A 24,716-nucleotide genomic window follows, 5' to 3' on the forward strand; every position below is an offset into this window, starting at 1 on the left:
CGTCAGGCGTTCAGGAAGAGGCGGTCAGGCGGAAGGCAGGAAGCGGGCGCATTCGCGCAATGCGGCCGCGTTGTCGGCGATCGCGGTGTCCACGAGTTTGCGGCCGAGTTCGGGGGTGGCTCCGGTGGGGTCGCCGATGACGCCGTTGCCCGTACCGAAGTCGTCGCTCGTCCAGCCGAAGGAGACGGACTTGCCGAAGCCGATGTGCTCGTAGGCGGTCAGATGCTCGGGAACACTCCGCTCGGCCAGCGACATGTCCACAGTCTCCGGATGGAGGTGGAGCATCGCCGCGGTCTCGTGCAGCCCGCCGTGCACCCCCAGACCCCGCTCGCCGGACGGGGACGCGCCGCCCTGGTCCGCGGGGAGCGCGGCGTGCAGCAGGAAGGTGAACAGACCGTATTTGGTGCGGAGTTCACGAAGAGCGACTCCCAGCAGCGCGCTGTTGCCGCCGTGCGCGTTGAGGAACGCGAGCCGCCGGACGGGCCCCGTGGCGAGAGAGCGTCCCAGGTCGTCCAGTACCGCGAAGAGCGTCGAGGCGCTGAGCCACAGCGTCCCGGGCGACCAGGCGTGTTCGTCGGACTTGGCGTACGCGAGGCCCGGCAGCAGCGTGATGTCGCAGCTGTCGGATGCGGCCAGGGCCGCGCCGTCCGCTATCGCCTCCGCCATGAAGTAGTCCGTGGCGACGGGAAGATGGGGCCCGTGCTGCTCGATCGCGCCTACGGGAAGGACGGCCACGGTGTCGGAGGACAGGTCGGTGACCGACGGTCCGCTGAGGTCGGTGAAGCGGGTGAAGGTCATGGTCAGCGCGCTCCCAGGAGGTGGCCGGGGTTGAGGAGCCCCAGCGGGTCGGCGGTACGGGCGGTGGCACGGACGAGGTCGAGGCGCCGGTCGACGTACCAGTTGTGGACGTCATGGACGCCGACGCCCAGCGCCTCCAGGGCGGCGATCCCCTCGTACACGGTGGCTTCGTCCTGGTAGTGCGCCATCAGCATGCCGACGGTCCCCGAGCGCATCCCCTCCAGGTGCAGCACCGTCCCGGGGAAGACGGCCTTGACCGCCGCCGGGTCGCCGAGCAGTACGTCCCCGCCGACCTCCAGGTGGAAGTAGCCGTCCTCGGCCTTCATCAGGTGGTACGTGGGGTGGTTGAAGGAGAGCGAGGAGATGAGGGCGGGACCGTGCGGCGCGGGACGCACCTCCGTCACCCGGCCGCCTTGCTTCTCGATGATCGCCCGAGCATCGTCCTCGGCCCGCTCCTCGATGATCGCGCGGACGCTCAGCGCGGCTGGGTCGAGGGCCGGGTCGGCCTCGAAGGTCTCGACGAGGCCGGGCTCGTCGAGGGAGACCAGGCGCGGGGCGGGCTCCAGACGCACGAGGTCGGAGAGTGCGGCGGTGGCGGAGGTCCAGGTGTCGAAGGAGGCGAAGAGGCCGGTCCAGTCGTGGGCCGGCTGGAGGGCGACGGTCGCGGTCGTGGTGATGCCGGTGGTGCCGTAGGCGTGGATGTACGGGAGTGCTTCCTCGCCGCGTACGGTGAAGGGCTCGGCCTCCGCTGTGCACGGGACGACGGTCAACTCTCGTACAAAACCGTGCCCGTTGGTGCCGTTGGCGAGCGATCCCGTGCCGCCGTTCCCACCGGAGAGGAAGCCGCCGAGCGATGTCCCGAAGGTGGAGGGGAACATCCACAGCTCCTGGCCCAGCGTGCGCGCATGCGCCTCCAGGTCGGACATCTTCGCGCCCGCCTCGGCCCTGATCCACCCGTTGCCCGCGCCCAGGATGCGTCCGCATCCGGTGAGGTCGAGAACGGCGCCGCCGTGCAGCGGGATCGCCTGGCCGTAGTTGCCGGTGCCCTTGCCGCGCGGGGTGAGCGGGATGCGCAGGCGATGGGCGAGGGCGACGAGGGACTGGATCTGCTCGTACGAGGACGGGCGCAACACCACCTCGGCGCGACCGGCGGGGAGCTTGGCGGCGAGGATCGGCGACATGTGCGCCCAGTCACGGGACGCCTTGTCGAGGGCGGAGTCCTCGCGTACGACGGCCTCCTCGCCCAGTAGTGCGACGGCCTCCGCGCAGAATTCCTCGATGCCGGGGGTGCGGTGCGTGGCACCTGGTCCGGCACCCAACATCGCGTCGTCCGTGACCAGTTCGGTCATCCGGCGCAGTTCGGCAGCGGAGAGGGTCGTGCCCTTGGGGTCGACGGCCATCACTTCATTCCGATCTTGGTGTCGATGAATTCGTTGGTCGCCAGGTCGTCGGCGCTCAGCCCGGCCGGGATCTTGACGCCGCCCTTGGTGAGGATCGGCCCGAAGGTCTTCAGGGAGTCGGCGACCCGCTTCTTGTCGAAGCTCGCGATCGATCCGTCGACCTCGTTGCCGAGGATGCCGAGCTTGACCATCTCCTTGGCGGCGTACTGGCCGGTGCCCTTGGAATAGACCCAGCTCGTGCCGTACTGCTTGACGATGTCGTCGATGAGTGTCACCGCGGTGTCCGGTGCGGCGGCGAAGTCGGCGGCCGACTGCTGGATGACGGGGACCAGCTTCTTCAGGCAGGGGCTGAGTTTCTTCAGCGCGCCGGTGCGGACGGAGAGCGCCTGCGGGTAGACGGTGTAGCCGGCATCGGACAGCAGCTGGAACCTGACCGGCTTCTTCCAGGCGGCGATCTCATGCTCGTAGAGGTAAGGTTCCGCGGTCGCGAAGCCCTGCTGCGCGATGGAGGGGTCGGCGACGAAACGGGACGGCGCACTGTCGTAACTCCCGTCCAGCTGGCTCTTCTTGATGAGCCCCTTCGCCACCAGCATCGGGGCGAAGACCTCGCCGTCGCGGTACACGACCTTGGCGCCGCTCCTGCCGATGTCGGCGACGGTCTTCCAGCCCGGGTGGGTCTTGGGGTCCCACATCAGGACCTGCGGACTCTTCTTCATCAGCGCGGCGACCGCGGTGACGGGCTGCTTGCCGGCCGCCTGGATGGCGCTGTCGGTGGTGACCATGCCGAGGGTGATGGACTGGTCGATGTACATCTCCGAGGCGGGGCTCTGGAACCCGACGGCCGAACCGCCCGCCCGTACCTGGATCTTGACGCCGGTGTCCTTGCCGCCGATGACGAGGGGGCCGGTGACCCGCTTCTTGTCGGTGTCGACGGTGTAGCCGGGGCCGACGAGGTTGTAGACCGGGCCGTGTTCGGCCTCGGGCTCCCAGTCGGCCTGGACGACGACGGTGGCGGGACAGACCGTGTCGAGGCGCTGGGCGGCGGGGGCGGGCTTGAGGTCGGCGGACGAACCGGCGGCGGTGGTTGCGCCGGCGCCGCAGCCGGTGGCGGCGAGAAGAAGCGAGGCGCTCAGTCCCGCAACAAGGCTTCTTCTGACGGCAATTGGCATGGCTGTCTCCCGGAAGGGGCTCTGACGAGGAAGCGGAGAGGGGGTGGGGCCGGCTCAGCTGCGGCCGGACGCGTGCCAGGAACCGATGGCGAGGCGGGACAGGAGTGTGAAGAGCGCGAAGACGGCGACCCCGAAGAGGGAGGCGAGGATGATCGCGGCGAAGAGGTCCTCGGACTGGAGGCGTGAGCGGTAGACATCGAGGAGGGTGCCGATGCCGGGCGCGCCCTGCTTGAAGAACATGTCACCGACGATCGCGCCGATGACGGAGAGCCCGGAGGAGGTACGCAGCCCGGTGAAGATGGCGGGGAGCGCTGCGGGCAGTTCGAGCTTGCGCAGGCGGTCGCGGCGGCTCGCCTTCTGGAGGGTGAAGAGGTCGTGGTGTGCGCGGTCCACGGACTGCAGTCCGAAGAGGGTGTTCGCGATCAACGGGAAGAGGGCGATGAGGACGCAGACGATGACCCGGCTGGTGAAGCCGAAGCCGAACCAGAGGCCGATGAGGGGGACGATGGCGAGGATCGGGACGGTCTGCAGGATGACGGCGTACGGATAGAGGGAGCGCTCCAGCCAGCGGGCGCGGCTCATCACGACGGCCCCGGTGATGCCGAGGGCGGCGGCGATGGCGAGCCCGGCGAGAGCGACCTGCGCGGTGAGGGCGAGGGCCTGAAGCATGGACTGCAGGTGGGTCCAGTCGAGGACGGCGACCTGGAGGACCTGGTGCGGGGGCGGTACGAGGAAGCGGCGGGCGGGGGGGAGGAGCAGGTAACTCACCGCGTACCAGAGGCCGATGGCGACGACGAGCGAGCCGATGGGGGCGAGCAGGGCGACGGGGCTGCGGCGGGTGCGGACGGGCGCCTCGGCGGCCGGGAAAGTCTCGGCTGTGGCACCGGCGGCAGCATCGGACTGGCGCCCGGAGGCCTTCCCCTCGTGGGCCGGAGCGGCAGCGCTCGAACCGGTGACGACCGGCTCGGAGGCGGCAGACGGTTCACCGCTCGAGCCGACTGTGACCGAAGCGGCAGGGGTCGCGTGGGCAGTCGGCACGTCGGCGGCCGGGGTGTTCATGGTCACTGGGCGTCTCCTCGCAGGGCTGCGGAGACCGCGCCCGCGATCGCGGCGAACTCCGGTTCGTAACGGAGCGATGCAGGCCTGGGGTGAGCGAACGGCACCTCGAACTCGGCGGTGATACGTCCAGGTCGGGCCGACATCACCACGACCCGGTTGGCCAGGAACACCGCCTCGGTCACCGAGTGTGTGATGAAGAGACCCGCGAAACCCGTCTCCGCGAAGATCCGCTGGAGCTCCTCCTGCATACGAAGCCGAGTCATCTCGTCCAGCGCGCCGAAGGGTTCGTCGAAGAGGAAGAGCGCGGGGCGCAACATCAGCGCGCGGGCCAGCGAGACCCGCATCCGCATCCCGCCCGAGAGCTGTCCCGGCAGCTGCTTCTCGAAGCCGTCGAGGCCGACGAGACGGATAGCGTCCATGGCGCGCTCGTGCCGTTCGTTCTTGGGGCGGCCGGCCAGTTCGGCCGGCAGCGCCACATTGGCGAGGACGCTGCGCCAGGGCAGCAGGGTGGCGTCCTGGAAGACGTAACCGACGTCCCCGCCCGGGGTGTCGATCTCCCCCGCACTGGGGGCATCCAGCCCAGAGGCGAGCCGCAGCAGTGTGGACTTCCCGCATCCGGAAGGGCCCACGACCGCCACGAACTCCCCGGCCCCGACGCGGAGATCCACACCCGAGAGCGCGGTGGTCCCGCTGTCGAAACGCTTGTCGACGGCTGCGAAACTCAGCGCCGTCTGCACTGCTGTCGCCACGTCGGCTCCTTCCGTCAGGACTGTGATGCGTTCACTGATGTTCGTAGCATCAACATTCATTGTTTCGCGAGGATGTCTCGGGCGTTTACGCCCTGGACCAGTCAGAGCGCTTCGCGGATCACCGTGGTACGGCTCACCGCTCGCCCGCCCTTGAAGACAATCCGGTCCGGGTACGAGGCCCCGACGGCCCCGGAGAGCGTGTCGGCCCGTACGGCGAGGAGGTCGGCGATCGCACCCTCGTACGGCCCTGCGGCGGGCAGCCCGAGAACCGTGCGGGCGCCGGCGGTCACCGCATGGACGGCCTCGCGCAGCGTCAAGTGACCTGCCGTGACGAGGAGTCCGGCGGTCTCCAGCGGGTCGCCCCTGCCCACCGGGTTGAAGGGGTCGCGGATGTTGTCGCCGCCCCCGGCGAGGGGCACGCCCGCATCCAGGAGGGCGCGTACGGCGGTCAGACCGCGCGGGGTGCGGGCAGGGGTATCGCGGCCCTGGAGGTAAAGGTTGGTGAGCGGCAGTGCGACGACCCCGATCCGGGATGCAGCCGCCTCCTTGGCGATCCGGGCGGCCTCGGCAGGGTCCAGGCCGCCCAGCCCCACGCAGTGACTGGCGGTCGCGCCGTGGGCGAAGCCCCGGTCCCGTACCGCCTGGGCGAGCAGCAGCAGATCCTTCGGGTCCGGACGGAGATGCTCGTCCGCATGCAGATCGACACCGACGCCATGCCGCTCGGCGATGGTCAGGGCCCGGGCGACAGCGGCCTGCGGGTCGTCGGAGAGGTGCGGGCAGCCACCGAGCAGGTCGGCCCCCAACTCGAGCGCCTGGTTGAGGACTTCGTCGGGCGCCTCGACGTGCAGTACGGCGATCTGCAGCGCGACCCGCTCACTCAGCTCCGCGCGCAGCCGCAGCAGCGCCCGCAGCCCTCGGAGCGGATCGGGGCCGGGCAGGACGTCGGCGTGGGTGCGGACGGCAGTCGCACCATTGGCGACCAACTCGTCCAGGGCATGGCGGGCTCTGACCAGCACGCCCTCCTCCGTCACCTGCTCCGCATAGCCGTGCCAGGCGGCGACCGCCCCCGGCAGGTCGCAGGGCGGTGCACCGGCCAGGTCCCACGTGAGGGCCTTGTCGAGGTGGGCGTGGGGTTCGGCGGGGGCGGCCAGCAGCAGGAAGCCGGAGAGGTCCATCTCCTCACCGGCGGAGGGGAGTTGACCGGCCCGCGCAACGGCCGAAACCCGCCCGTCCTCGATCAGTACGTCCCGGACCTGCCCTTCGGGCAGCCGCGCCCCGCGCAGCAGCAGTGCCGTCGCCGTCATCGCACGTCCCCGTTCTCCGGTGCGGTGAGTACCGCGAAGCCATCGAAGGCGTGCCACATCGCGGGCGCGCCGAACATGTCCTGGCGACGGACCGGGCGGGTTCGTCGGCGTACCACCTGGTCGAAAGCCTCGGCGACCCGCCCCACGAAGTAATGGCCCTCACGGTGGCGGAGGTTGTGTCCCAACAGGGCTGTTCTGACCGGAAGCTCGGCCAGTCGCCGAGTCGATGCAGCGAATGCGGGCACATCGGCGCCCGGCACGTGGGCGAAGAAGGTGCCGCTGATCAGGGTGTCGCCGGCGAGGAGCTGGCCGCTCCCGGGCTCCCAGAGGCAGATGCCGTCGGGCGAGTGCCCGGGGGTATGCAGGACGTGCAGCCTCCGGCCGCCCAGATCGAGCTGCTCCCCTTCCCTGAGCAGCCGGGTCGGGCGCACCGCGTCGATACGCCACTGGGTCAGTTCGGGGACGGGCCGCACCTCGATCCGCGAGTCGGTCAGGAAGAAGCCCTCGGCGGAGAGTGCGCTCAGCTCGATGTAGCGCTGTCGCATGTCCTGGGCTATGTGCCCGTACGTCTCGAGCCACTCGCGCGGCGCGGGCTCGCCGTGCAGGTCTGCGCCCGCCTCGTGGACGGCGAAGTCCTTGGCCTCGCCCACAAGCGAGGCGTTGCCACCCCGGTGGTCGTAGTGGTGGTGGGAGTTGACGACGAGCAGCGGCAGCGAGGTCAGCGCGCGCACCTCGCGCCCGATGTCCCCGATACCCATCCCGGTGTCGTACAGCAGGGCGAGGTCGTCGCCCACGACGAGATAGCTGTTGACGTGCCCGGGCTCGGCGATGAGGAAGGTCCCGGGTCCGGTCTCCCGTACCGAGAACCAGTCGCGCCCGCTCATGCGCCGATGCCGTGGTAGTGGCGGGCGTGGTGGACGAGAGCGCCGGCCCCGCCTCGGCCGGGGATGATCTCGTCGATCTCGGCGATCAGCAGCACGTGGTCCCCGGCCGCCACCTCTTCCCGTACCCGGCACAGAACGGCGTACGCGCTCTGCGCGAGCAGCAGCGGCACACCCCCCGCTCCCGTCGTCCACTCCAGCCCGGCGAACCGGTCGACGGTCGGATCGGCGAACCGCCGCGAGACGGCTTCACCTTCCGCGGCAAGGATGTTGAGGGCGAGCCTGCCGCCGTCCCGGAGCAGCGGCAGGGTGCGGCTGCCGCGCTGGACACCGATCGCGATCAACTGCGGCGCGCGGCTGAGGCTCATCACGGCGGTGCTGGTGAATCCGGCAGGTGTGCCATCGGCCGCGGCGGCGGTCACGACGCAGACGCCGCCCGCGAGGGCGGCCATGGCATCGAGGAACCCGGCCGTGGCGGGTCGGTCGGCGGTGGTCGCGGTCATTCGGGCTCCTCGCCTAGAATGTTCGTCACATCAACATTGAGCGTAAGAGACATGTGTTTCGCGGGAGTAAATCCCACTCCGAAGTAACGGCTTAGGATTTCCGCCATGGCAGACCGCCCCACCGAAACCCCCGCCGATCCGGACCAGCAGCTCGGCAACGCGATCCGTCGGCTACGCAAGAAGCGCGGCCTCACCCTTGTCCAACTCGCGGGCAGCGCAGGCCTTTCGCACCCCTTCCTCAGTCAGCTGGAACGCGGGCTGACCCGCCCGAGCATGCCCTCGCTGCACCGGATCGCCCAGGCGCTCGGCACCACCCAACAGGCCCTGTTGGCGCACTCGGCAACCTTCCCCGCCGACATCCATGTCGTACGGGAAGGGACCGGCACCCCCGTCGCCAACAGCGGCGGCTCGGCCCGGATGCTCGGAGCACCCCAATTCGCCGTCCATCCGGTCGAATACACGGGAGGACCCACCGACTTCGAGGAGTACTACGACCACCCGGGCGATGAGTTCCTCTATGTGACACACGGCGCGATCGAGGTCGACCTACTGGGCCCCGGCGGCCGCGAACTGCACCGCCTCCACGCCGGTGACAGCCTGCTCTACCCAGGCGGAACCCCGCACCGCTGGCGGGTTCTGGAGGATCAGGACCCCTCCGGGGTGCACATCCTCACCGTGCAGAACGCCCCTCGCTAGAACGCCGAGCAAAGAGCGACAGTTGTAGAGGTCGTTCAGCCGGCTCGACGACGGACCTGCGCTATGGGACGTATTCCGCCGGGGTGGTGGGCGTCGGCCGAGTCTGCATCTCTGCCTCTGTCTCGCCGTCCGCCGTGGGTGCCGGGCGGGTCCGGTTGAGGGCCAGGTTCAGCCCGAAGGCGATCAGGGTCGCGCTCGTCACCGGTGAGCCCAGCACGATGCGCACACCGTCCGGGAAACGGGAGTAGAGGTCCGGTGCCACGTCGGGGCGCGGTCAGTTCGAACTGCACTACAACACCCACCGGCCCCACCAGGCAATGCAGCAAGCAGCGCCCCTGCGCACCGTCCCCGAACCGCTCCCTCGCACACAGATCGACCACCTCGACGTACACCGAACAGACCGCCTCGGCGGAGTCCTCCACGAATACCGGAACGCCGCCTGAACTGCACGGATGGGGTTTTCGGCAGGCGCAAAGTCGACGGCGGCATGGGCACCATCGCCACGATTCGACGCCCAGATCCGTGTCCTGCCAAACGACTCCACCGAACAGGCCGGTGAACAGGCCGGCCGTCGACTCCTCTCGGAGGGCGAACTGCCGACCGCCGTGGTGGCGTTCAACGACCGCAGCGCGATCGGCGTCCTGACCACCCTGCGCGCGGCCGGCGTCCAGGTGCCGGGCCGGGTCTCCGTCGCCGGCTACGACGCCCTGTCCCGGCTGAGCTGCTTCAACCTCACCACCGTCAGCCAGAACCCAGGAACAATCCACCCAGGCGGTGCGCAGTCGAGCGCCTGGACGGCGGCCGTACCAGTGCCCGCGAGGCGGTGCTCCGTCCGCGCCTGGTCATACGGGAATCCACAGCCGCAGTTCACCGGTGACCATGCGTAGCTGGAAGGGTTGTTCGTCGGGCACTGAGGCCTGGCCAGGACTGTGCCGCCGCCGGTGGAGAACGGGCTGACGTCGACGACGGTGGAGGAGAAGGCCACGGCCGGCGGCGTCCCTCGGTGCGGTCGGAACGCCGGGCCCACCAGACCATGAACACCGCCGCCACGGCGTAAGCCAGTTCGCTGAGCAGGACTACCCAGGTGTTGCTGAGGTCCCGCTGGAGGCCGTTACCGATCTGCGGGGCGAAGACCGGGACTTCCCGCGGATCGGGTGTGCCGAGGCAGTCAAGGACGAGGGACGCGGGGTGCTTCGTTCGCCGTTCAGGGCAGGAAATCCCGCCCCTGTCAGCAAGCACGGTCAGGGCTGGGGGACCGTCCTGGACGACGCGGCCGTTGTGGCGGTGGGCTCGGGTGTGGTGGCGACGGCGCCCTCCGCGTCGACGGGCAGCCGGCGCTGGGCGCGGCCCAGGCAGATCAGGACCAGGACCATCGCCGCCGGACAGACCGCGAAGATCACGAATGCGCCCCGGGCGCCGAGGCCCGTGTCGAGCAGTACTCCGCCTAGCCAGGGGCCGATCATCGCGCCGACCTTGGCCACCGAAGAGGCCCAGGCTGCCCCGTTGGCGCGAACGGCCGTCGGGTAGAAGGTGCCGGCGATACTGGTGATGCCGCCGTGACCACCGTTGATGAACATCTTGGCCGAGATGACGACCACCACATACACGGTCGGAGCGAGGGCTCCCAGGCCGAGAGTGAGCATGCAGACGACGGCGGCCAGCGGCATCCACAGGATGACGCCGGCGCCCTTCCGGTCGACGAAACGGCTGATCGCGAGCTGCCCGAAGGCTCCCGCCACGCTGGCCGCCGCCGCGATGGTGGCCGCAGCGTCGACGCTGAACCCCATCCCCTCGTTGATCATCGGCGTCCAGAAGACCATGAAGTAGATCAGGGCGGAGGACAGCAGGTACACCAGCCACAGCAGGGGGGTGATACGGGCCAGCGGGCCGCGGAAGAGGGCTGCCAGAGTGAATCCCTTGACTGCGGACTGCTGCTGGTGGTCGCCGGTGGTGAAGCGGGTGCCCTGTGCCAGGTCGAGGCCCGGCTGGAGGCGATGCAGGATGCGGGCGATCCGCTCGTCGCTGCCGCCGCGGGCTCGTACCGCGAGGAACTTCACCGACTCCGGGACGCATATCCACACCGCCACGACGGTGAGCAGGGAGCAGACCCCGCCCAGCACGAAGACGGAGCGCCAACCGTGGTCGGGGACCAGGAGGTTGGACAGCGGGCCGCCCGCGGCACCGCCGAGGGTGTAGCCGACCATGATGATCGACACTCCGGTGACACGGAACCGCCTGGGCGCATACTCGGCGGACAGCGCCCAGGTCAGCGGCAGCACACCGCCGAGGAACAGCCCGGACACGAAGCGCAGGGCGAACAGGTGGGCATAGGTGTCGGCGTAGGCGAAGGCCAGCATGAAGATGCCGAAGCCGACTACGCAGGCGAGGATGGCTGGCCTGCGGCCGATGCGGTCTGCGACGTATCCCATGATCAACGCGCCGATCATGGTGCCGAACAGGCCGACCGTCCCCAGGGTCCCGATCTGGGTCTCGGTGAGGTGGAAGTCCTTCTTGATGTAGGTGGCGGCGAAGGACAGTATCTGGAAGTCGAAGCCGTCGAGGAACGTGATGAGGCAGCAGACCGCGTACATCGCGATCCAGCGGCGCGTGGCGGGCTGCCGCTCCACGATCGGGGCGAGTTCGACGACCGGGGGCTGCGCTCTCATTGGGAACTCCTCGCCGTTGAGGGGTGGTGAACGGACGTGGACACGGGGGCGGATGCCAGGGCTGAGACCGGTTGGATGGTCACCGTGCCCGTGTCGGCGTCGAGGGTGACGCGGTCGCCGGTCCGGATGACGGTGAGCGGGTCGGCGTCGAGGTCGGTCAGGGTCGGGACCCGCGTGACGACCGCGCCGAGCGCCGCCTTCGAGGTCACCTTCACGAAGATCATGCCGAGGGGTGCGGTGCCCGCGAGGCGGGTCGCCTGGAAGAAGCCGGACCAGCCGGATGAGCCCTTGGCGCCGGGGAAGACCAGGATCCGGCCCGCGAAGGACTGGCCGTACAGCGGGTGGCGGCGCTCGATGATGACCCCGCGGGCCGGGTCGATGCCGCCCCAGCCGGAGACCGTCGCCGACGAGACGAGTGCCTCGCCCTCGGCGATCCCGGGGACGACCGTGCGTCCGTGGAGCACAACAGGCCTCTGTGTCACCGCAGTTCCCCCTTCCCATTCCGTCTGGTTCACCGCAGTTCTCCCTGCCAGCGGCCGGTGACGGCGGCCTCGACGCAGTCGGCGAGCGTCCCGAACCACGCCTCGATGCCGAGGATCGCGGGCAGGTAGTGGGCTTGTTTGGCCGAGTCGGTCGCGAACACCCTGGTGCCGGGCGGCGCGGTGCGGGACATGGCGGGGCAGGAGTCGGTCATGACCCTGGCGCCGGCCGCCTCGATGACCGCGGTCCAGCCGTTGCGGTCGGCGGTGGTACGCAGGGCACGCGGCACCATGAGCCACAGCTGCGTACCGGAGTTGAGGCGTCTGCCCTCCAGGAGGCGGGCGGTGTCGCGGACCTGGTCGAGTGAGGCGTGCGGGCAGCCGAGGAGGACGAAGTCGACATCGGTGCTGGTGCCTTGGGAGTTGAGGTCCTCGTAGACGGCGCGGCGTTCGTCCGCGCCGTAGGACACGGCTTCGGGGATCGCGGCATCGGCGAACGCCGATTCCAGAGTGGGGGCCTCCGGGGTGATACCCGGCAGGTGGAAGATCTCGACGCCGCCCGAGGAGGCCGCGGCCGCACCGAAGTGCTTGAGGTCGAGGAGGTCGGGCTGCCCCAGATCCCCGCTGATGACGGGGCGTTCCTCCTGGACGAGGTCACCCGCGAAGTAGCCGAGCATGCCCCAGTCGAGGGCGCCGGTGACGCGGGTGCGGACCTTGATGTGGTGGGTGCCCAGGCGGTTGGCGCTGCGGTGGTTTCCCCAGCAGGGGATGCGCCCGGTGAGCGAAGCGGCTCCCGTGGAAGCGGTGCCCTCGCAGTTGGTGCGGGCGCCGAGCACGGAGTTGGCGTAGACGACGGCCGAGGATTCCATCCAGGCGACGTGCTCCCCTCGTACGGGGATGTTGCCGACCTGGTAGGGCGTGCAGGTGGCGAGGATGTTGACGCCTTTGCGGCCGTAGAACGACTCGGCGTCCGACTGGAGTTGCACCAGGTCGTGGGTGGGGTGCGGGGCGATGCCCGCGGCGTCGGGGCCGAAACTCTGCTGGAGCTGGCAGGTGGGGACGCGCATGTCGGGGATGGTGAAGTCGCCGTCGCTGTCCAGGTTGAGGACGGCGTACGCCTTGTCCCAGCCGCCTTCGGCCACCAGGCGTGCCTTGGCGGGCGAGGGTTGGGTCATGGTGCCGGCGACGTTGCGTACGTCGCAGAGGTGCTCGGCGTCGAGAGCCTGTCCATAGCGGACCAAGAGGTCCATGGCCGCGGCGACCGCGGGTCCTTCGGCGCCGTCGAGCATGGCCTTGTCGGAGTCGGTGAGGTTCATACGGGACGGCTTTCGTCGGCGGGGCCTCGATCGAGGGGGTGGTGGCCGGCCGGGGCGGGCGGCGCGCTCGGGACTTCCCGCGCAGGCCTGGCTTCGGCTTCGGCCGATGGGGGCGGGGTGAGGACCGCACCCTGCTGCAGGGGGCGGACGGTGCGCCGGTAGACGGAGAGCCAGCCGGTGACCGGTTCGGGTGCGACGGTGGCGCGGGCACCGTCGGCGTCGCGCCGGGCGAGTTCCGCCTCCGGGACGAGGAGGTCGATGCGCCGGGTTGCCAGGTCGACGCGGATGGTGTCGCCGTCGCGGACGAGGGCGAGCGGACCTCCTTCGGCGGCTTCCGGGGACACCTCCCCGACCACGATGCCCTTGTTGACCAGGCCGGAGAGCTGGCCGTCGGTGACCACCGCGACCTTGCCGGTCAGCCCCGCCCCGTCGAGGGCGAAGACGGGCCGTGAGGCCATGCCCATGCCGGGGGTGCCCTTGGGTCCGAGGCCTCTCAGGACGAGCACCTGGCCCGGCAGTACCTCGCCGTCCCGCAGCCCGTCGAGGGCAGTCGTCGGGGTCTCGTAGACCTTGGCCGGACCGGTGAACGCCCCGGGGCGATCCTCGTCGACGGAGAGTTTGACGATGCCGGTCGCGGGGGCCAGGGAGCCGCGCACGAGCACGATGGTGGGGCGGGAGCCGAGCGGGCGCTCCCGGCTGCGGATGACCTCCGGCCCGGTGACGGGATGGCGGGCGCTCTCCTCGCCGAGGGTGTGTCCGGACACGGTGGGCGCGTCGCGGTGGAGCAGGTCGCCGAGCTGCCGGATGACCGCGAGGGCTCCCCCGGCCGCCTCGAACTCCTCGATGGAATGCGGCCCGTTGGGGCGCACCGCAGCCAACAGCGGTACCCGGTCGGCCAGTTCCTCGTACAGGCCGTAGACGTCGATGCCGGTCTCGGCCTCCTCGGCGACGGCCTGGAGGTGCTTGACGGAGTTGATCGAGGCGCTGAGGGCCAGCATCACCGTGACGGCGTTCTCGAACGCCTCGCGGGTGAGCAGGGCGCGCGGGCGGACGTCCTCACGTACGAGGTCGACGATCCGGCGGCCCGCCGCACGCACGTCCTCCCACATCCGGGGGCTGTTCGCCTGCACGGGCGTCGACCCGGGCAGGGCGAGACCGAGGGCCTCACAGGCGATGTGCATCGAGTTGGCGGTGCCCATCCCCGCGCAGACTCCCGGTCCGGCGACGGCGTTCTCGCTCATGCCGGTCAGTTCGTCGAGGCCGAGGCGGCCCTGTGCGTGGTGGCCCGCGGCGAGGAACACGTCCTCGATGTCGCAGTGGCGGCCCGCGAAGGTGCCGCAGGGCTGGTAGCCGCAGCCGACGACGAGTGAGGGCAGATCCAGGCGGGCGGCGGCCATCAGCTGGCCCGGCGCGGTCTTGTCACAGGAGGCCAGGCACAGCATGCCGTCGAGTTGGGCGCCTTCCACGGCCGCCTCGATGTCATGGGCGATCAGGTCGCGGGCGGAGAGGATGTAGCCGCCTCGGCCGCCCACGCTGTGGATGAAGTCACTCGGGGCGACGGTGCGTATTTCGAAGCCGATGCCTCCGGCGTCCGCGATCGCCTGTTTGGCGGCGACGGCGATCTCGTCGAGATGGCTGTAGCAGGAGGCGAGCTGGGACGACGAGTTGACGATGGCGATCTTCGGTTTGACCATGTCCTCGTCGGTGAGGCCGAGCGCGCGCCACTGGGCGCGGCGGACGGCCCAAGGGGAGGTTCCGGGGCGGTAGTTGCTACGCAGTCCGGTGGATCGCAGCTCGGTGGTGGAATCGGTCATGGCGAAGGGCCCTCAGCTCTCTACGTTGGCGGCAACGCGGGCCCGCAACACGGTGGGGTCGACGGTGTGCACGCTGCCTTCGGGTCCTGCCAGGTCCAGGGCGTGCGCCGCACCCGCCCCCATGGCTGCGCAGGGCCCCATCACGCGGACGCTGGAGAGGGCGGCCGCGTCACCGTCCGCGCAGCGGCCCGCGGCGACGAGGTTGTCGCAGTCGGGAGAGAGGAGGGAGCGCAGCGGCACATAGTGCACATGGTCCGCGTCGAACGTCTCCCAGACGTAGCCGTCGGCCCGGTCGTGCAGTTCGACGGGCCAGGCGGTGCGGGCGACCGCGTCCTCGAAGCGGATGCCGCTGCGCACCTCGTCGAGGGACAGCTGGTGGACGCCCTTGATCCAGCGGGTCTGCCGGCGGCCGGGGAGTCCATAGGCGCGGACCCTGGCGTCGCCGAACGCCTTGGGGAACTCGGTGCGCAGGAACTCCACCACACGGTCGGCCTGTTCGCGGCCTTCCAGCTGGGCCGCGGAGCTCGCGACGGGGTCGAGGGGCGCGGGAATGTGCGTCATGTTGAGGACGGCGGTGCCCCGGCCGGGGAAGAAGAAGGCGAGGCCGTCGCGGCGCGGCAGTCCGTAGGCGGCGGCCTTCGCGGCGACGTGTGCGGCGAGTTCGTCACGGCCCGGCTGGTGCTCCTCGTGGAGGTGTTCGAGGACGAGCTGCTGCGAGCCGTAGATGGTGCGCTCGGGAAGCCGGCAGGGCAGGCCCGCTTCCCAGGCGAGGGCGGCGTCGCCGGTCGCATCGACGAAGCCGGACGCAGTGACGCGGACGGCGCCGTGCCGGGTGGCGAAGGAAATGGCCTCGATCCGGCGGCCCGGACGCTCCACCTCGGTGATGCCCGCGCCGAGTACGACCCTGATGCCCAGGTCGTGGACGGTGCGTTCCACCCAGCGGCCCAGGGCCACCTCGTCATAGTTGACGGTGAGCGTGTGTCCGCGGTTGTAGTGCAAGTCACCGGTCTTGTCGAGATCGGTGAGGATGCCGTCGAAGATGCCGTGGGTCAGCTGGTGGTAGTCCGGGCCGTTGCCGAAGACTCCGCAGAACAGGCCGATGAGGGAGTTCACCATCTGGCCGCCGAGCAATGGCAGCGAGTCGACGAGTACGACGTCGCGGCCGAGCCTGGCGGCTTCGACGGCGGCCGAGAGACCGGAAACTCCGGCGCCCACGACACACAGGTCGGCGGTGAGTTCGTGGGGTGCGGTGCCGGGTGACTTGGTGACGGTGTGGATCTCGAGTTCGGTGAGGGCGTGCGGCATCAGCGACTCCGTGCAGCGCGATGAGACGGGGCGAAGCGGGTGCGGCCCGGCTGGTCAGGGCCTGCGCCGCACAGTAGGAGAGCCTTTCGGCCTACGGGAACGCCCTGGTCAATAAGGTGTTCGACTGAGGGGTATCAATGGCGTTTATCGTCGTGGGCCGAGACGGTCGTGGGCCGGGAAGCCGGAAGGGGGCCGGCTCAGGGAACGAGCGCGGGAAGTCGGTCCGCAGCCCTGCGCACCAGGGAGCGCAGCCACATGTGGGCCGGGTCCTGGTCATGGCTGGAGTCCCACCACAGGCGCTCGTCGAGCGGTTCAAGGGCTGTGGGGCACTCGAGGGTACGCAGGCCCGCGTCCTCGGACAGGGTCGCGGCGAGTCGGGCAGGGACCAGCGCCACGCGGCATGTGCCCGCGATGAAGTCGGGTACGGCCCGGTAACTCTCCACCCGGACGGCGATATGGGGACGGATACCGAGCGCGCTGAGTTGCCGGGTGGCGGGCGCCGCGGACGGGTACCCGTCGTCGCGGTGATAGGGCACCACCCAGGGTTGCCCGGCGAGTTCGTCCGTATCGAAGCGGTCCGCCGCCGCCAACGGATGCTCCGCCGCGACCAGGCATACCCACCGGTCCCGGAACAGTGGGGCCGATGCGGCTCCGGGCACCTGGAAATGGCCGAGCGCGGGCGATATGACGCCGTCCACGAGACGTAGCGTGTCGGTGGCATCCCCGCCGATCACCTCCCTGACCAGTTGCATGTGCAAGGAGCAGCTCGGGGCTTCACCGGCCAGCAGTCGAGACAGGTGCGGGCCGATCACTGTCGCCGGATAGTCGGCCATCAGCAGAGTGAACTCCCGGCGCGAGGTGGCCGGTTCGAAGGCGCTCCCGGTCGCGAAGAGGCGCTCGGTCGCCGCGCACACCGTCTCCACTTGTCCGGCCAGTTGCACGGCCAGGGGCGTGAGTACGTAGGCGCCCTGGGTGCGTACGAGCAGTTCGTCGCCGAAGTGCCGTCGCAGCCGGGACAGCGCGGCGCTGACGGCGGGCTGGGTGACACCGAGGCCGCGGGCGGCGCGGGTGACGTTGCGCTCGCGAAACAGTGCCCTCATGGTGACCAGGAGGTTCAGGTCCAGGTTGGCCAGGTGGGCGGAGGGGCGGGTACGGGATTCGGTGGCGGGTCCAGTGGTGGGTTCAGTCATGGTGGGGCGGAGATTGCCCTGGACGACGGTGCGGCGGCAAGGGGACTTTCGCCGGCCGGAAGCCCCCTCGCCAGGTCACCCGTGTCGGGCTCAGGTCCGTGGCCGCCCCATCCCACCGCCCTCCACGGTCAGAATGTGGCCGGAGATCCAGCGGGCCTTGCCGCTGGCGAGGAAAAGGGCGGCGTAGGCCGGGTCCCACGGGGTGCCCTCGGTGCCGAGGACGATGGAGCCGCAGCGGGCCTCGCGCGCCTCGGCGGGAATGTTGCGGGCCGCCATCGCGGACCAGATGGCGCCGATCTGGACGCAGTTGACGCGGATGCCGCGCGGGCCGAGCGAGGCGGCGGCGCCCTTGGTGAGGTTCTCCAGGCCCGCCTTGGCGACGCTGTAGACCATGCCGGGGCCGGGGCTGCGCGCACCGACGGAGGAGATGTTGACGATGGCGGCGCCCTCGCCCATGACCCGCTCGGCGTGCCGGGTCATCAGCCAGGCCGACTTCAGGTTGACGTCCATGAGCCGGTCCCAGTCGTCGCTCTCGACATCGAAGATGCCGGAACGCTCCCCCGAGGCCACGTTGTTGACGAGGATGTCCAGCCCGCCGCCTGCCCGCACGGTGTCCTCGACCGCACGGCGGCAGTCGTCGTCACTGGTGGCGTCGGCGTCGATCCGGAAGGCTTCGCCGCCCGCCTTCAGCACGGCCTCGACGGTGCGGTCCGCCGCCTGCGGGTCGCGGTCGAGCACCGCGACGGCGGCTCCGTGCCGGGCGAAGACGCGGGCGACGGCGTATCCGACGCCGCCTTCGGGGCCGGTGAGTCCGGCCCCTGTCACCAGGGCGGTGCGGCCGGCGAGCCATTGCCCATCGGCCGCCGGGTCAGGAGCGGCCACCGGGTCCTGCGGGGCAGTGAAGTCGCGAGGCGTGACGGACGCGGTGAGGGCATCGGTCATCGGTAGCTCCCCGAGGTTGTCGTATCGCTCGGGTAGGTGAGGTCGATGGCCAGGTCGGGCAGGTCCAGGGCCCGGCGCAGGATCTGGCGCAGAACGTCCTTGGGGACCAGGCAGTCGCCGCAGGTGCCCGCGTCGGCGGTGACGGTAACCATCAAGGTGCCGTCGGGCGCGGAACGGGCGTCCAGGTGGAAGCCGTCGGCCTCCAGGGTGGCGCTCACGGGTGCCAGAGTTGCAGGGTCGAACACGTCGGGTCTCCTTGGTCCTTTTGGTCCTTGGTGAAGGGGTCAGGTCGGGTCGGGTCGGGTCGGGTCACGATGCCGTGGCGGGGTGGGGCTCGCGCCGGACGACGGGCACCGATCGGCCCGACCAGGCGCCGAAGATCCGGCCCACCATGGACATGGCCGCCCCCGGTGCTCCGGTCACCACCACGGGGACGGACTCGGGCGAGGGCAGGAACCGTACGAACTCCTCGCCGCCCGGAGCGGCGGGCGCGGTGCCGGTGGCATGGCGCACGCCGTTGTCGGCGCCGAGCCCGTCCTTGCCGGCTCGGCGCAGGTCCGCGACGGTGCGGCCGGCGTGCTCGTACAGCCACCGCTGTACGTCGCGTCGGCTGTAGCCGTGGTCGGCGAGGAGGCGGGCGTGGTCCGGGCCGAGGAGGAGGGCGCAGGAGGTGTGCTCGAAGATGATCGAGCCGGTGGCGGACATGGCGTCGGCCAGGTCCCAGAGGATCTGTTCGGGGTCGGCGGTGTGCCGGTTGTCGACGTAGGCACAGGTGCGCAGCAGGGTGGCGGTGACAGCGTCGGGGGTGGCCGGGCGGGCGTCGGCACCGGGGCTGGTGCTGGTGCTGGTGCTGGTGCTGGTGGCGAGCGGCTCCCAGGGACTGTCCTCCTCGTTCTCGCCGACGCACAGGGACCATCGGCCGGGCACGCCCTGGCTGGATTGCTCCAGGCCGTGCGGGTGGATGCCGAAGGCGTTACGGATGATGAGGCCGAGGGCGCGGGCGACGGTGGCGTTGGCCCGGAACCCGGGGCCGAGGGCGCCGCCGGTGGAGTTGAAGCCGAGTTCCTTGCGCAGCGGCCCGTTGACGACGATCAGCGGGGAGGGCCCGGAGGTCGACTGCCACGCGCCGCCCCGTGCGGCCCGCTCCAGCATGAGGGCGTCCCAGGCGGCGAGGACGACAGGGAAGAGATCGGGGGTGCAGCCGGCCATGGCGGCGTTGACGGCGGCGAGTTCGACGGTGCAGGCACGGCCGAGGTGGTCCAGGCTGCCGATGATCTCGCCGGAGTCCCGGGGGGTGGTGGCGAGGAAGCGGTCGACCAGCGCGGGGGTCGCGGGCGTCAGCGGAAGCCCGTCCGACCAGCCGCGGACGTACCCGAACTCGACTGCCTGGCCTGCCGCTTCGGCGTCGAAGGGGACCTCCACCGGGGCGGGGTGCGGTGTGCGTGCGCGGGTGGACGCGGAGGGGGTGGCGGTCATCGACGGCCTGCCTCGGGGGCCGAGTGGCCGGCGGAGGAGGCCATGACTGCGGCCCCGGTGAGCCGGGTGACGATCTCGGGCAGGAGCTGCCGTGCGCGCTCGCCGACCTGTTCGGGGGTGAGTACAGCCACCGGGTGGGCGGTCGTGAGGTAGTCGAAGGCGGCGTCGCCGGTCAATTCCGCCATGGCGTCGGCGCTCGCCGTGAATGCGTCCGAACAGATGACCGCGGCCCGGATGCCATGGCGTTCGAGGATGATGCCGTCGGCGACCGCCGAGCCACTGCACGAACCGCAGTCGCCGATCCCGGTGACGACCGCGTCGACGGTGTCGGTGAGTTCGTGCAGCAGTTCGTCGGGGACGGGGACGGCGAAGTTGTGCTTGGTGTGCGGGATCAGGGTGGCGACCTGGTGCTCGGTGCGCAGCAGGGCGCCGATCTCGGCGAGCAGCAGGGCCGCGTTGTGCTTGGTGTTCTCCAGCAGGGCGATCCGGGCTCCGCGCAGCTGGATCGCGGAGGCGGCTGGGGCTGTGCGGGGGCCGGGGGCGCCGTCCTGTGCGGCGGGACTTCCTCCGGTGGGGTCGAGGATGGTGCTCGGCACCGCTACCTCCTTGGGTGGGGCCCGGTTCGCGGGGCTACGGGAGTGGGCCTCAACTGCGGCCATCGGATGGGTTCTTCGAACGCCGCAATCGCTTCGTATGCGCAGCGCGCAGGCCCGGCCGCTCCGGCGTCCCGACACAGCGGTCCGGACGGGTCGGGCGTCGAGGCGACTCCCACAGTCTCGCCTCAACCGGCGCTCCTTACAAGACACTTCACACGACGAGCGTCGCAAGCTACATCAACAATGTGATCCACCCTCACTCACGGCAGCAACGGCGGTCCGCGTCAGAGCCCGGCGAGGTCCGTCACGGTGTGGTGCATCGCCAGCGCTGCCAGCTCCTCGTCGTGTACGGCGATCAGCTGTCGCATCCGGAACTCGGCGAGCGGCCCCAACGCGTCGTAGACGGAGACAAACACGGCGCGGGCGCGGGCCAGCGGCCAGCGGTCAGGCAGGAGCTCACGCGGCAGTTGGGGGTCGCGGGTCATCAACGTCCGCCACTGCGTGATGAGTTCGGTGCGGGCCCGCAGCGCGTCGGCCGGTGCCACGTCGCCGCTCCCGGCGCGCCTGTCCCACACGCTCCAAGACTCGACGAACCCCTCGACGGCTTCCCGGCGCTCGTCGAGATCCCAGGCCCCGAGGGCTCCCGTGCCGCCCTGCGGGAGGGCGGACTCCTGTGCGCGGAAGACGGTGGCGGTGGTGATGTGCAGCTCGTCGAGGGCCTCACGCACCTCTCGCTCGTTCGCGTGCGGCGAGATCCAGACTCCGTCGTAGAGGGGTGCGTAGCCGAGCCAGCGCAGCTGTTCGCGCAGGGCGTGCCGGACGGACCGCTGCTGCTCCGGGACGGAGAAGGCGACCAGTGACCACTGGCCGTCCCACCGCCGGCCGGGAGCTTCCGCGCCGAAGGCCGCGATACGGGCGCCGGTCTCGGTGAAGTGCTCCACGGACCGTGGGCTCAGGCGATAGAACGTACGCCGACCCTGCTTGTCGACGTCGAGCAGACCACGACGGGCCTGCCTGCTGAGCGCGGCGCGGGCGCCGACCTCGCTCACCCCGAAGTCGGCGAGCAGCGCGACCAGCGCAGCGGACGGGATGGCCTCGGTGCGGTCGAACCAGTAGTCGCCGAGGAGCATCATCAACAGGCGCTGTGGACCGCGTTGTTGCGGTGCTTCCTCCCCAGGATCCGCGGCGCCCCCAGGGCCCTTTCCCGGTGACTCGGCGCTTACGTCCTGCACGGTGACACCAGCCTTCATCACGCCCGCCCGTCCACCACATGGACAAGCCGGGTCTTCATCTCGGACCGCTCCAGGGTGCCTGCCGGCACCACCCGCACGGTGGCCGGGATCGAGAGACGGCTCCTGATCAGCCCTTCCAGGTCCGCGCCGAGCGTGACATCCGCATCACTCCCCTCCGCCACCGCCGCCTCCACCTCCACCCTCAACGGGGGCTCCACGCGGGGCCCTCGACTCTCCAGGAGGACCCGGAGGGTGCCGGTGGTACGCGGGTGCAGGGTCTGGACGACGTCACGTACGGCCGAGGGGAAGACGTTGACGCCGAGCACGATCAGCATGTCGTCGGTGCGGCCCACACAGCGGATCAGCGGAGCGCCGTCGGCGTCGCGGCCTGTGACGGTGACGCGGTCGCGGGTGCGCAAGCGGATCAGGGGGCAGGCGCGGCGGCCGAGCGAGGTGTAGACGAGTTCGCCGCTCGCGCCGGGTTCCGCAGGGATGACGTCGCCGCTGACGGGGTCGATGAGCTCGACGAGGACGATGTCCTGGGCGGTCAGCCGCATTCCGGCGGCGCCGGGCGGCTCGGCGAAGATGATCGGCGCCATGTCGGCATTGCCGAGGCCCTCGGTGACGGTGGCGCCCCAGTCGGCCCGGACCCGCTCACGGAAGGCGGGCTCGCCGCCGCCGGGCTCTCCCCCCACGATGATCTTCCGCAGTCCGAACTCGCGGGGATCGCGGCCGCGTTCGCGCAGGTAGTCGGCGAGGTAACGGGCGTAGGAGGGGGTGGAGTGCAGGGCGGTGACGGGCATCGAGTCGAGGGCGAGCAGTGCCTTCTCGGACGCGCCGGTGCCGATGGGGACGAGGGTGGCGCCGATCCGCTCGGCGGCATCGCGCACGGGGAGGCCGCCGACGAACAGGGTCAGGCCCGAGCCGTGTATGACGATGTCGTCGCTGGTCAGGCCCTGAGTGCTCAGGGCGGTCGCGACGGCGTCGGTCCAGGCGTCGGCATCGCTGCGCGTGACACCGACCCAGCTGGGCCGGCCGGTGGTGCCGGTGGAGGCGTGCAGGCGGATGATCTCGGCCATGGGGGCTGCCGCGTGCGTGCCGAGCGGGGGCGCGGCGACCTGACTGTCGCGGAGTTGCTGCTTCTCGGTGAAGGGGAGCTCGGCCAGCTCCGCGACGGTGCGGATACGCCCCGGGGAGACGCCGGCCGCGCGCCACAGGCGCTCGTAGAACGGTGAGCGGGCGACGGTGTAGGCGAGTTGGGAGCGCAGGGCCGCATCGGTACGGGCGGCCCGGTCGGCGGGGACGAAACCGGGAACTGCGGTGGAGGCGGCCATGACGGGCGGTCCTTCCCACTGACTGGTCCGGCGCCCGGAGAGACGACCGGAGGTGATTCCGTCCGGCAACTTATGCAGATCCATGACGACCGTCAACAGAAAAGCAAGACATACTCATTGACATACGTCAGGCTCAGCGCCTTCCATGTGGCGTGGCGCAGCACCCACGTGAGGTCCGGTCCGCCCCCACACCCCGCCCCTCCGGCCGCGTCGAGCCGACTTCGGTACGCCGAGAAAGTCCCGTACGTACGAACTCCGCCCTTCCGGCGGGGTGTTCACGCTGCCCTTCCCCTCCCCCGCAACGACGCGCTCTCGTGAGAAGGGACCCACACCATGCCCGGCACCCCGGCGCCACCACCTGGATCACCCCCCGGCCCGGCCCCCTCGACCGCGGACACGATCGCCGCCCGCATCGAACGGCTCCCCCGCTGGGGCCTGCCCCGGCTCGCGTTCGTGATCCTGGGCCTGGCCTACTTCATCGACATCTACGACGTCAGCATCGTCGGCTACACACTCACCCCGATGACCGAGCACTTCCACCTCTCCACCCCCGCGGTGACGGTGATGCTCACCGGCAATGCCATCGCCACCGCAGTGGGCGCCTTCCTCTTCGGTTCGCTGGGCGACATCCTGGGCCGCCGCCGCACCTACCTCATCGGCATGGCGGCGCTCGGGCTGAGCGCGCTGGTGTGCGCGCTGGCCTGGGACGGGCCGTCCCTGGTGGTCTTCCGCGTGCTGTCCGGCCTGGCCACCGGCGGCGGTCTCGCCGTGTGCACGTCGTACGTGCAGGAGTTCTCGCCCGCCCATCGGCGCGGCCGGTACGTCTCGATCACGGTCCTCGCCTCCAGCGTCGGCGGCCTCGGGGCGGCTCAACTGTCCGGCTGGCTGGTGCCGTTGTCCGCGTCGGGCTGGCGCTGGGTGTACGGCATCGGCGCCCTGGCGTTCGTCCTGCTCGTCGCCGCCCGGCCCGGCATCCTGCCCGAGTCGCCGCGCTGGCTGGCCGCCAGGGGCCGCGACGCCGAGACCAACACCATCGTCGACGCGATGGAGGAGCGGCTGCGCCGGGCCGGCGAGACACTGCCCGAGCCCGAATTCGAGGCATCCGAACCGCCGCCGCCGCGCTTCCCCGTCGCCCGGCTCCTCAAGCCGCCTTTCCTGCAACGCCTCCTGGTCGTCGCGGCCTTCTGGTTCGGACTCCAGTGGGCCGTGCGCGCCACCCTCACTCTGCAGCCCGCGATCCTGGAGAAGATGGGGATGTCCCTGCGGGAGATCACCAGCCTCACCAGCGTCGGCCAAGTGCTCGGCATCGCCGGCTATCTGGCGATGCCGCTGATCATCGACCGGGTGGAGCGCCGGACACTGATCGTGTGCGGGCTGCTGATCGCCACCGGTTCCACCCTGGTCATCGCGGTGGGGGACGGCAGCTTCACCTCGTACCTGATCGCGTCGATCATGCTGCACGGCTTCAGCCCCATGATCTTCGTTCCGGGCTACAGCTACGCCGCGGAGATCTTCCCGACCTTCGCTCGCACCACCGGCGCCTCGCTCGCCGGAGGCCTGGGACAGGTCGGCGGCATCACACAGTCACTGGTCCTCGTCTCGGTGATCGCGACCGCCGACCCGCGGATGTCCATGCTGCTGATCGGTGCGGGCTATGCGTTCGGCGCGCTGATCATTTTCCTTCTCGCCATCCCCACCACCGGCCGCGCGCTGTCCGCGATCAACGCGGCCCCGGGGCCGGCGACACCGGCCACGTCCTCCGCCGAGCGGCGGCCGAGCCCTGAACTGTCTTAGAGAAGCAGGGAGT

The 24,716-nt window shown here is 70.6% G+C and carries 24 protein-coding genes; 3 read left to right on the forward strand and 21 right to left on the reverse strand.

All coding sequences use genetic code 11. The annotated features are described in order from the left end of the window. Positions 1 to 24 precede the first annotated feature (24 nt). The 8 genes from ACWIGU_RS00255 to ACWIGU_RS00290 form a co-directional block, all read right to left on the reverse strand. Positions 25 to 798, reverse strand: coding sequence for a creatininase family protein (locus tag ACWIGU_RS00255; protein ID WP_454395855.1), 774 nt, complete (start codon positions 796 to 798; stop codon positions 25 to 27). A 2-nt stretch (positions 799 to 800) separates the two neighbouring features. Next, entirely contained in the window at positions 801 to 2,198 is a 1,398-nt protein-coding gene (locus ACWIGU_RS00260; protein ID WP_454395857.1) for an FAD-binding oxidoreductase, read from the reverse strand. Further along, a complete protein-coding gene (locus ACWIGU_RS00265) occupies positions 2,198 to 3,367 on the reverse strand; it encodes a hypothetical protein (protein WP_454395859.1) in 1,170 nt (389 codons plus the stop codon). Before ACWIGU_RS00265 ends, ACWIGU_RS00260 begins: the two co-directional genes overlap by 1 nt. A 54-nt stretch (positions 3,368 to 3,421) precedes the next feature. Continuing rightward, positions 3,422 to 4,426, reverse strand: a complete 1,005-nt coding sequence (locus ACWIGU_RS00270) for an ABC transporter permease subunit (RefSeq protein ID WP_454397206.1) — start codon at positions 4,424 to 4,426, stop codon at positions 3,422 to 3,424. 2 nt (positions 4,427 to 4,428) lie between these two features. Next, a complete protein-coding gene (locus ACWIGU_RS00275) occupies positions 4,429 to 5,175 on the reverse strand; it encodes an ABC transporter ATP-binding protein (protein WP_454395861.1) in 747 nt (248 codons plus the stop codon). A gap of 101 nt (positions 5,176 to 5,276) precedes the next feature. Further along, positions 5,277 to 6,479, reverse strand: coding sequence for an amidohydrolase family protein (locus tag ACWIGU_RS00280; RefSeq protein ID WP_454395863.1), 1,203 nt, complete (start codon positions 6,477 to 6,479; stop codon positions 5,277 to 5,279). After that, positions 6,476 to 7,363: an MBL fold metallo-hydrolase gene (locus ACWIGU_RS00285; protein WP_454395864.1), complete on the reverse strand. Its 888-nt coding sequence runs from the start codon at positions 7,361 to 7,363 to the stop codon at positions 6,476 to 6,478. Before ACWIGU_RS00285 ends, ACWIGU_RS00280 begins: the two co-directional genes overlap by 4 nt. Then, positions 7,360 to 7,863: a flavin reductase family protein gene (locus tag ACWIGU_RS00290; RefSeq protein WP_454395866.1), complete on the reverse strand. Its 504-nt coding sequence runs from the start codon at positions 7,861 to 7,863 to the stop codon at positions 7,360 to 7,362. Before ACWIGU_RS00290 ends, ACWIGU_RS00285 begins: the two co-directional genes overlap by 4 nt. A gap of 105 nt (positions 7,864 to 7,968) precedes the next feature. Between ACWIGU_RS00290 and ACWIGU_RS00295 the strand changes: the two genes are divergently transcribed. After that, entirely contained in the window at positions 7,969 to 8,559 is a 591-nt protein-coding gene (locus tag ACWIGU_RS00295; RefSeq protein ID WP_329567908.1) for a helix-turn-helix domain-containing protein, read from the forward strand. Between the two features lie 61 nt (positions 8,560 to 8,620). On the opposite strand, the gene ACWIGU_RS00300 is transcribed toward ACWIGU_RS00295, so the two are convergent. Next, positions 8,621 to 8,821: a hypothetical protein gene (locus tag ACWIGU_RS00300; protein ID WP_454395868.1), complete on the reverse strand. Its 201-nt coding sequence runs from the start codon at positions 8,819 to 8,821 to the stop codon at positions 8,621 to 8,623. Between the two features lie 190 nt (positions 8,822 to 9,011). Between ACWIGU_RS00300 and ACWIGU_RS00305 the strand changes: the two genes are divergently transcribed. Next, entirely contained in the window at positions 9,012 to 9,446 is a 435-nt protein-coding gene (locus tag ACWIGU_RS00305; RefSeq protein ID WP_454395869.1) for a substrate-binding domain-containing protein, read from the forward strand. Positions 9,447 to 9,800: 354 nt separating this feature from the next. Here ACWIGU_RS00305 and ACWIGU_RS00310 read toward each other — a convergent pair whose 3' ends face one another. The 12 genes from ACWIGU_RS00310 to ACWIGU_RS00365 form a co-directional block, all read right to left on the reverse strand. Beyond that, positions 9,801 to 11,225, reverse strand: coding sequence for an MFS transporter (locus ACWIGU_RS00310; RefSeq protein WP_454395871.1), 1,425 nt, complete (start codon positions 11,223 to 11,225; stop codon positions 9,801 to 9,803). Further along, the gene (locus ACWIGU_RS00315) at positions 11,222 to 11,707 is read right to left on the reverse strand and encodes an aconitase X swivel domain-containing protein (protein ID WP_454395873.1); all 486 of its coding nucleotides are present in this window, start codon (positions 11,705 to 11,707) and stop codon (positions 11,222 to 11,224) included. Before ACWIGU_RS00315 ends, ACWIGU_RS00310 begins: the two co-directional genes overlap by 4 nt. A gap of 29 nt (positions 11,708 to 11,736) precedes the next feature. After that, on the reverse strand, positions 11,737 to 13,020 hold the full coding sequence (locus tag ACWIGU_RS00320) for an aconitase X (protein WP_454395875.1): 1,284 nt from the start codon (positions 13,018 to 13,020) through the stop codon (positions 11,737 to 11,739). Beyond that, positions 13,017 to 14,834 (reverse strand): dihydroxy-acid dehydratase, encoded by a 1,818-nt coding sequence (gene ilvD, locus ACWIGU_RS00325; protein WP_454395877.1) that lies wholly within the window; start codon positions 14,832 to 14,834, stop codon positions 13,017 to 13,019. Before ilvD ends, ACWIGU_RS00320 begins: the two co-directional genes overlap by 4 nt. Positions 14,835 to 14,846: 12 nt before the next feature. Next, on the reverse strand, positions 14,847 to 16,139 hold the full coding sequence (locus ACWIGU_RS00330) for an FAD-dependent oxidoreductase (protein ID WP_454395879.1): 1,293 nt from the start codon (positions 16,137 to 16,139) through the stop codon (positions 14,847 to 14,849). 197 nt (positions 16,140 to 16,336) lie between these two features. Continuing rightward, positions 16,337 to 17,329, reverse strand: coding sequence for a LysR family transcriptional regulator (locus tag ACWIGU_RS00335; protein ID WP_454395881.1), 993 nt, complete (start codon positions 17,327 to 17,329; stop codon positions 16,337 to 16,339). A 90-nt stretch (positions 17,330 to 17,419) separates the two neighbouring features. After that, positions 17,420 to 18,271 (reverse strand): SDR family NAD(P)-dependent oxidoreductase, encoded by an 852-nt coding sequence (locus tag ACWIGU_RS00340; protein ID WP_454395882.1) that lies wholly within the window; start codon positions 18,269 to 18,271, stop codon positions 17,420 to 17,422. Continuing rightward, entirely contained in the window at positions 18,268 to 18,516 is a 249-nt protein-coding gene (locus tag ACWIGU_RS00345) for a hypothetical protein (protein WP_454395884.1), read from the reverse strand. The genes ACWIGU_RS00340 and ACWIGU_RS00345 overlap by 4 nt, the downstream gene beginning before the upstream one ends. Before the next feature lie 64 nt (positions 18,517 to 18,580). Next, complete coding sequence (locus ACWIGU_RS00350; protein WP_454395886.1) at positions 18,581 to 19,747, reverse strand: hypothetical protein; 1,167 nt, start codon at positions 19,745 to 19,747, stop codon at positions 18,581 to 18,583. Further along, the gene (locus ACWIGU_RS00355) at positions 19,744 to 20,343 is read right to left on the reverse strand and encodes a UGSC family (seleno)protein (protein ID WP_454395888.1); all 600 of its coding nucleotides are present in this window, start codon (positions 20,341 to 20,343) and stop codon (positions 19,744 to 19,746) included. The genes ACWIGU_RS00350 and ACWIGU_RS00355 overlap by 4 nt, the downstream gene beginning before the upstream one ends. 284 nt (positions 20,344 to 20,627) lie before the next feature. Then, positions 20,628 to 21,476, reverse strand: a complete 849-nt coding sequence (locus ACWIGU_RS00360; RefSeq protein ID WP_454395890.1) for a PaaX family transcriptional regulator — start codon at positions 21,474 to 21,476, stop codon at positions 20,628 to 20,630. A 116-nt stretch (positions 21,477 to 21,592) separates the two neighbouring features. Continuing rightward, a complete protein-coding gene (locus ACWIGU_RS00365; protein WP_454395892.1) occupies positions 21,593 to 22,909 on the reverse strand; it encodes a phenylacetate--CoA ligase family protein in 1,317 nt (438 codons plus the stop codon). Between the two features lie 333 nt (positions 22,910 to 23,242). Between ACWIGU_RS00365 and ACWIGU_RS00370 the strand changes: the two genes are divergently transcribed. Continuing rightward, entirely contained in the window at positions 23,243 to 24,703 is a 1,461-nt protein-coding gene (locus tag ACWIGU_RS00370; protein ID WP_454395894.1) for an MFS transporter, read from the forward strand. Positions 24,704 to 24,716: the final 13 nt, after the last annotated feature.

It is taken from the genome of Streptomyces sp. NPDC055400, assembly GCF_053644375.1.

Coding starts and splice junctions, on each gene's coding strand:
- ACWIGU_RS00255 (WP_454395855.1), bottom strand. CDS start 798: ATGACCTTCACCCGCTTCACCGACCTCAGCGGACCGTCGGTCACCGAC.
- ACWIGU_RS00260 (WP_454395857.1), bottom strand. CDS start 2,198: ATGGCCGTCGACCCCAAGGGCACGACCCTCTCCGCTGCCGAACTGCGC.
- ACWIGU_RS00265 (WP_454395859.1), bottom strand. CDS start 3,367: ATGCCAATTGCCGTCAGAAGAAGCCTTGTTGCGGGACTGAGCGCCTCG.
- ACWIGU_RS00270 (WP_454397206.1), bottom strand. CDS start 4,426: ATGAACACCCCGGCCGCCGACGTGCCGACTGCCCACGCGACCCCTGCC.
- ACWIGU_RS00280 (WP_454395863.1), bottom strand. CDS start 6,479: ATGACGGCGACGGCACTGCTGCTGCGCGGGGCGCGGCTGCCCGAAGGG.
- ACWIGU_RS00285 (WP_454395864.1), bottom strand. CDS start 7,363: ATGAGCGGGCGCGACTGGTTCTCGGTACGGGAGACCGGACCCGGGACC.
- ACWIGU_RS00290 (WP_454395866.1), bottom strand. CDS start 7,863: ATGACCGCGACCACCGCCGACCGACCCGCCACGGCCGGGTTCCTCGAT.
- ACWIGU_RS00295 (WP_329567908.1), top strand. CDS start 7,969: ATGGCAGACCGCCCCACCGAAACCCCCGCCGATCCGGACCAGCAGCTC.
- ACWIGU_RS00305 (WP_454395869.1), top strand. CDS start 9,012: ATGGGGTTTTCGGCAGGCGCAAAGTCGACGGCGGCATGGGCACCATCG.
- ACWIGU_RS00310 (WP_454395871.1), bottom strand. CDS start 11,225: ATGAGAGCGCAGCCCCCGGTCGTCGAACTCGCCCCGATCGTGGAGCGG.
- ACWIGU_RS00320 (WP_454395875.1), bottom strand. CDS start 13,020: ATGAACCTCACCGACTCCGACAAGGCCATGCTCGACGGCGCCGAAGGA.
- ilvD (WP_454395877.1), bottom strand. CDS start 14,834: ATGACCGATTCCACCACCGAGCTGCGATCCACCGGACTGCGTAGCAAC.
- ACWIGU_RS00330 (WP_454395879.1), bottom strand. CDS start 16,139: ATGCCGCACGCCCTCACCGAACTCGAGATCCACACCGTCACCAAGTCA.
- ACWIGU_RS00335 (WP_454395881.1), bottom strand. CDS start 17,329: ATGACTGAACCCACCACTGGACCCGCCACCGAATCCCGTACCCGCCCC.
- ACWIGU_RS00340 (WP_454395882.1), bottom strand. CDS start 18,271: ATGACCGATGCCCTCACCGCGTCCGTCACGCCTCGCGACTTCACTGCC.
- ACWIGU_RS00350 (WP_454395886.1), bottom strand. CDS start 19,747: ATGACCGCCACCCCCTCCGCGTCCACCCGCGCACGCACACCGCACCCC.
- ACWIGU_RS00360 (WP_454395890.1), bottom strand. CDS start 21,476: ATGATGCTCCTCGGCGACTACTGGTTCGACCGCACCGAGGCCATCCCG.
- ACWIGU_RS00365 (WP_454395892.1), bottom strand. CDS start 22,909: ATGGCCGCCTCCACCGCAGTTCCCGGTTTCGTCCCCGCCGACCGGGCC.
- ACWIGU_RS00370 (WP_454395894.1), top strand. CDS start 23,243: ATGCCCGGCACCCCGGCGCCACCACCTGGATCACCCCCCGGCCCGGCC.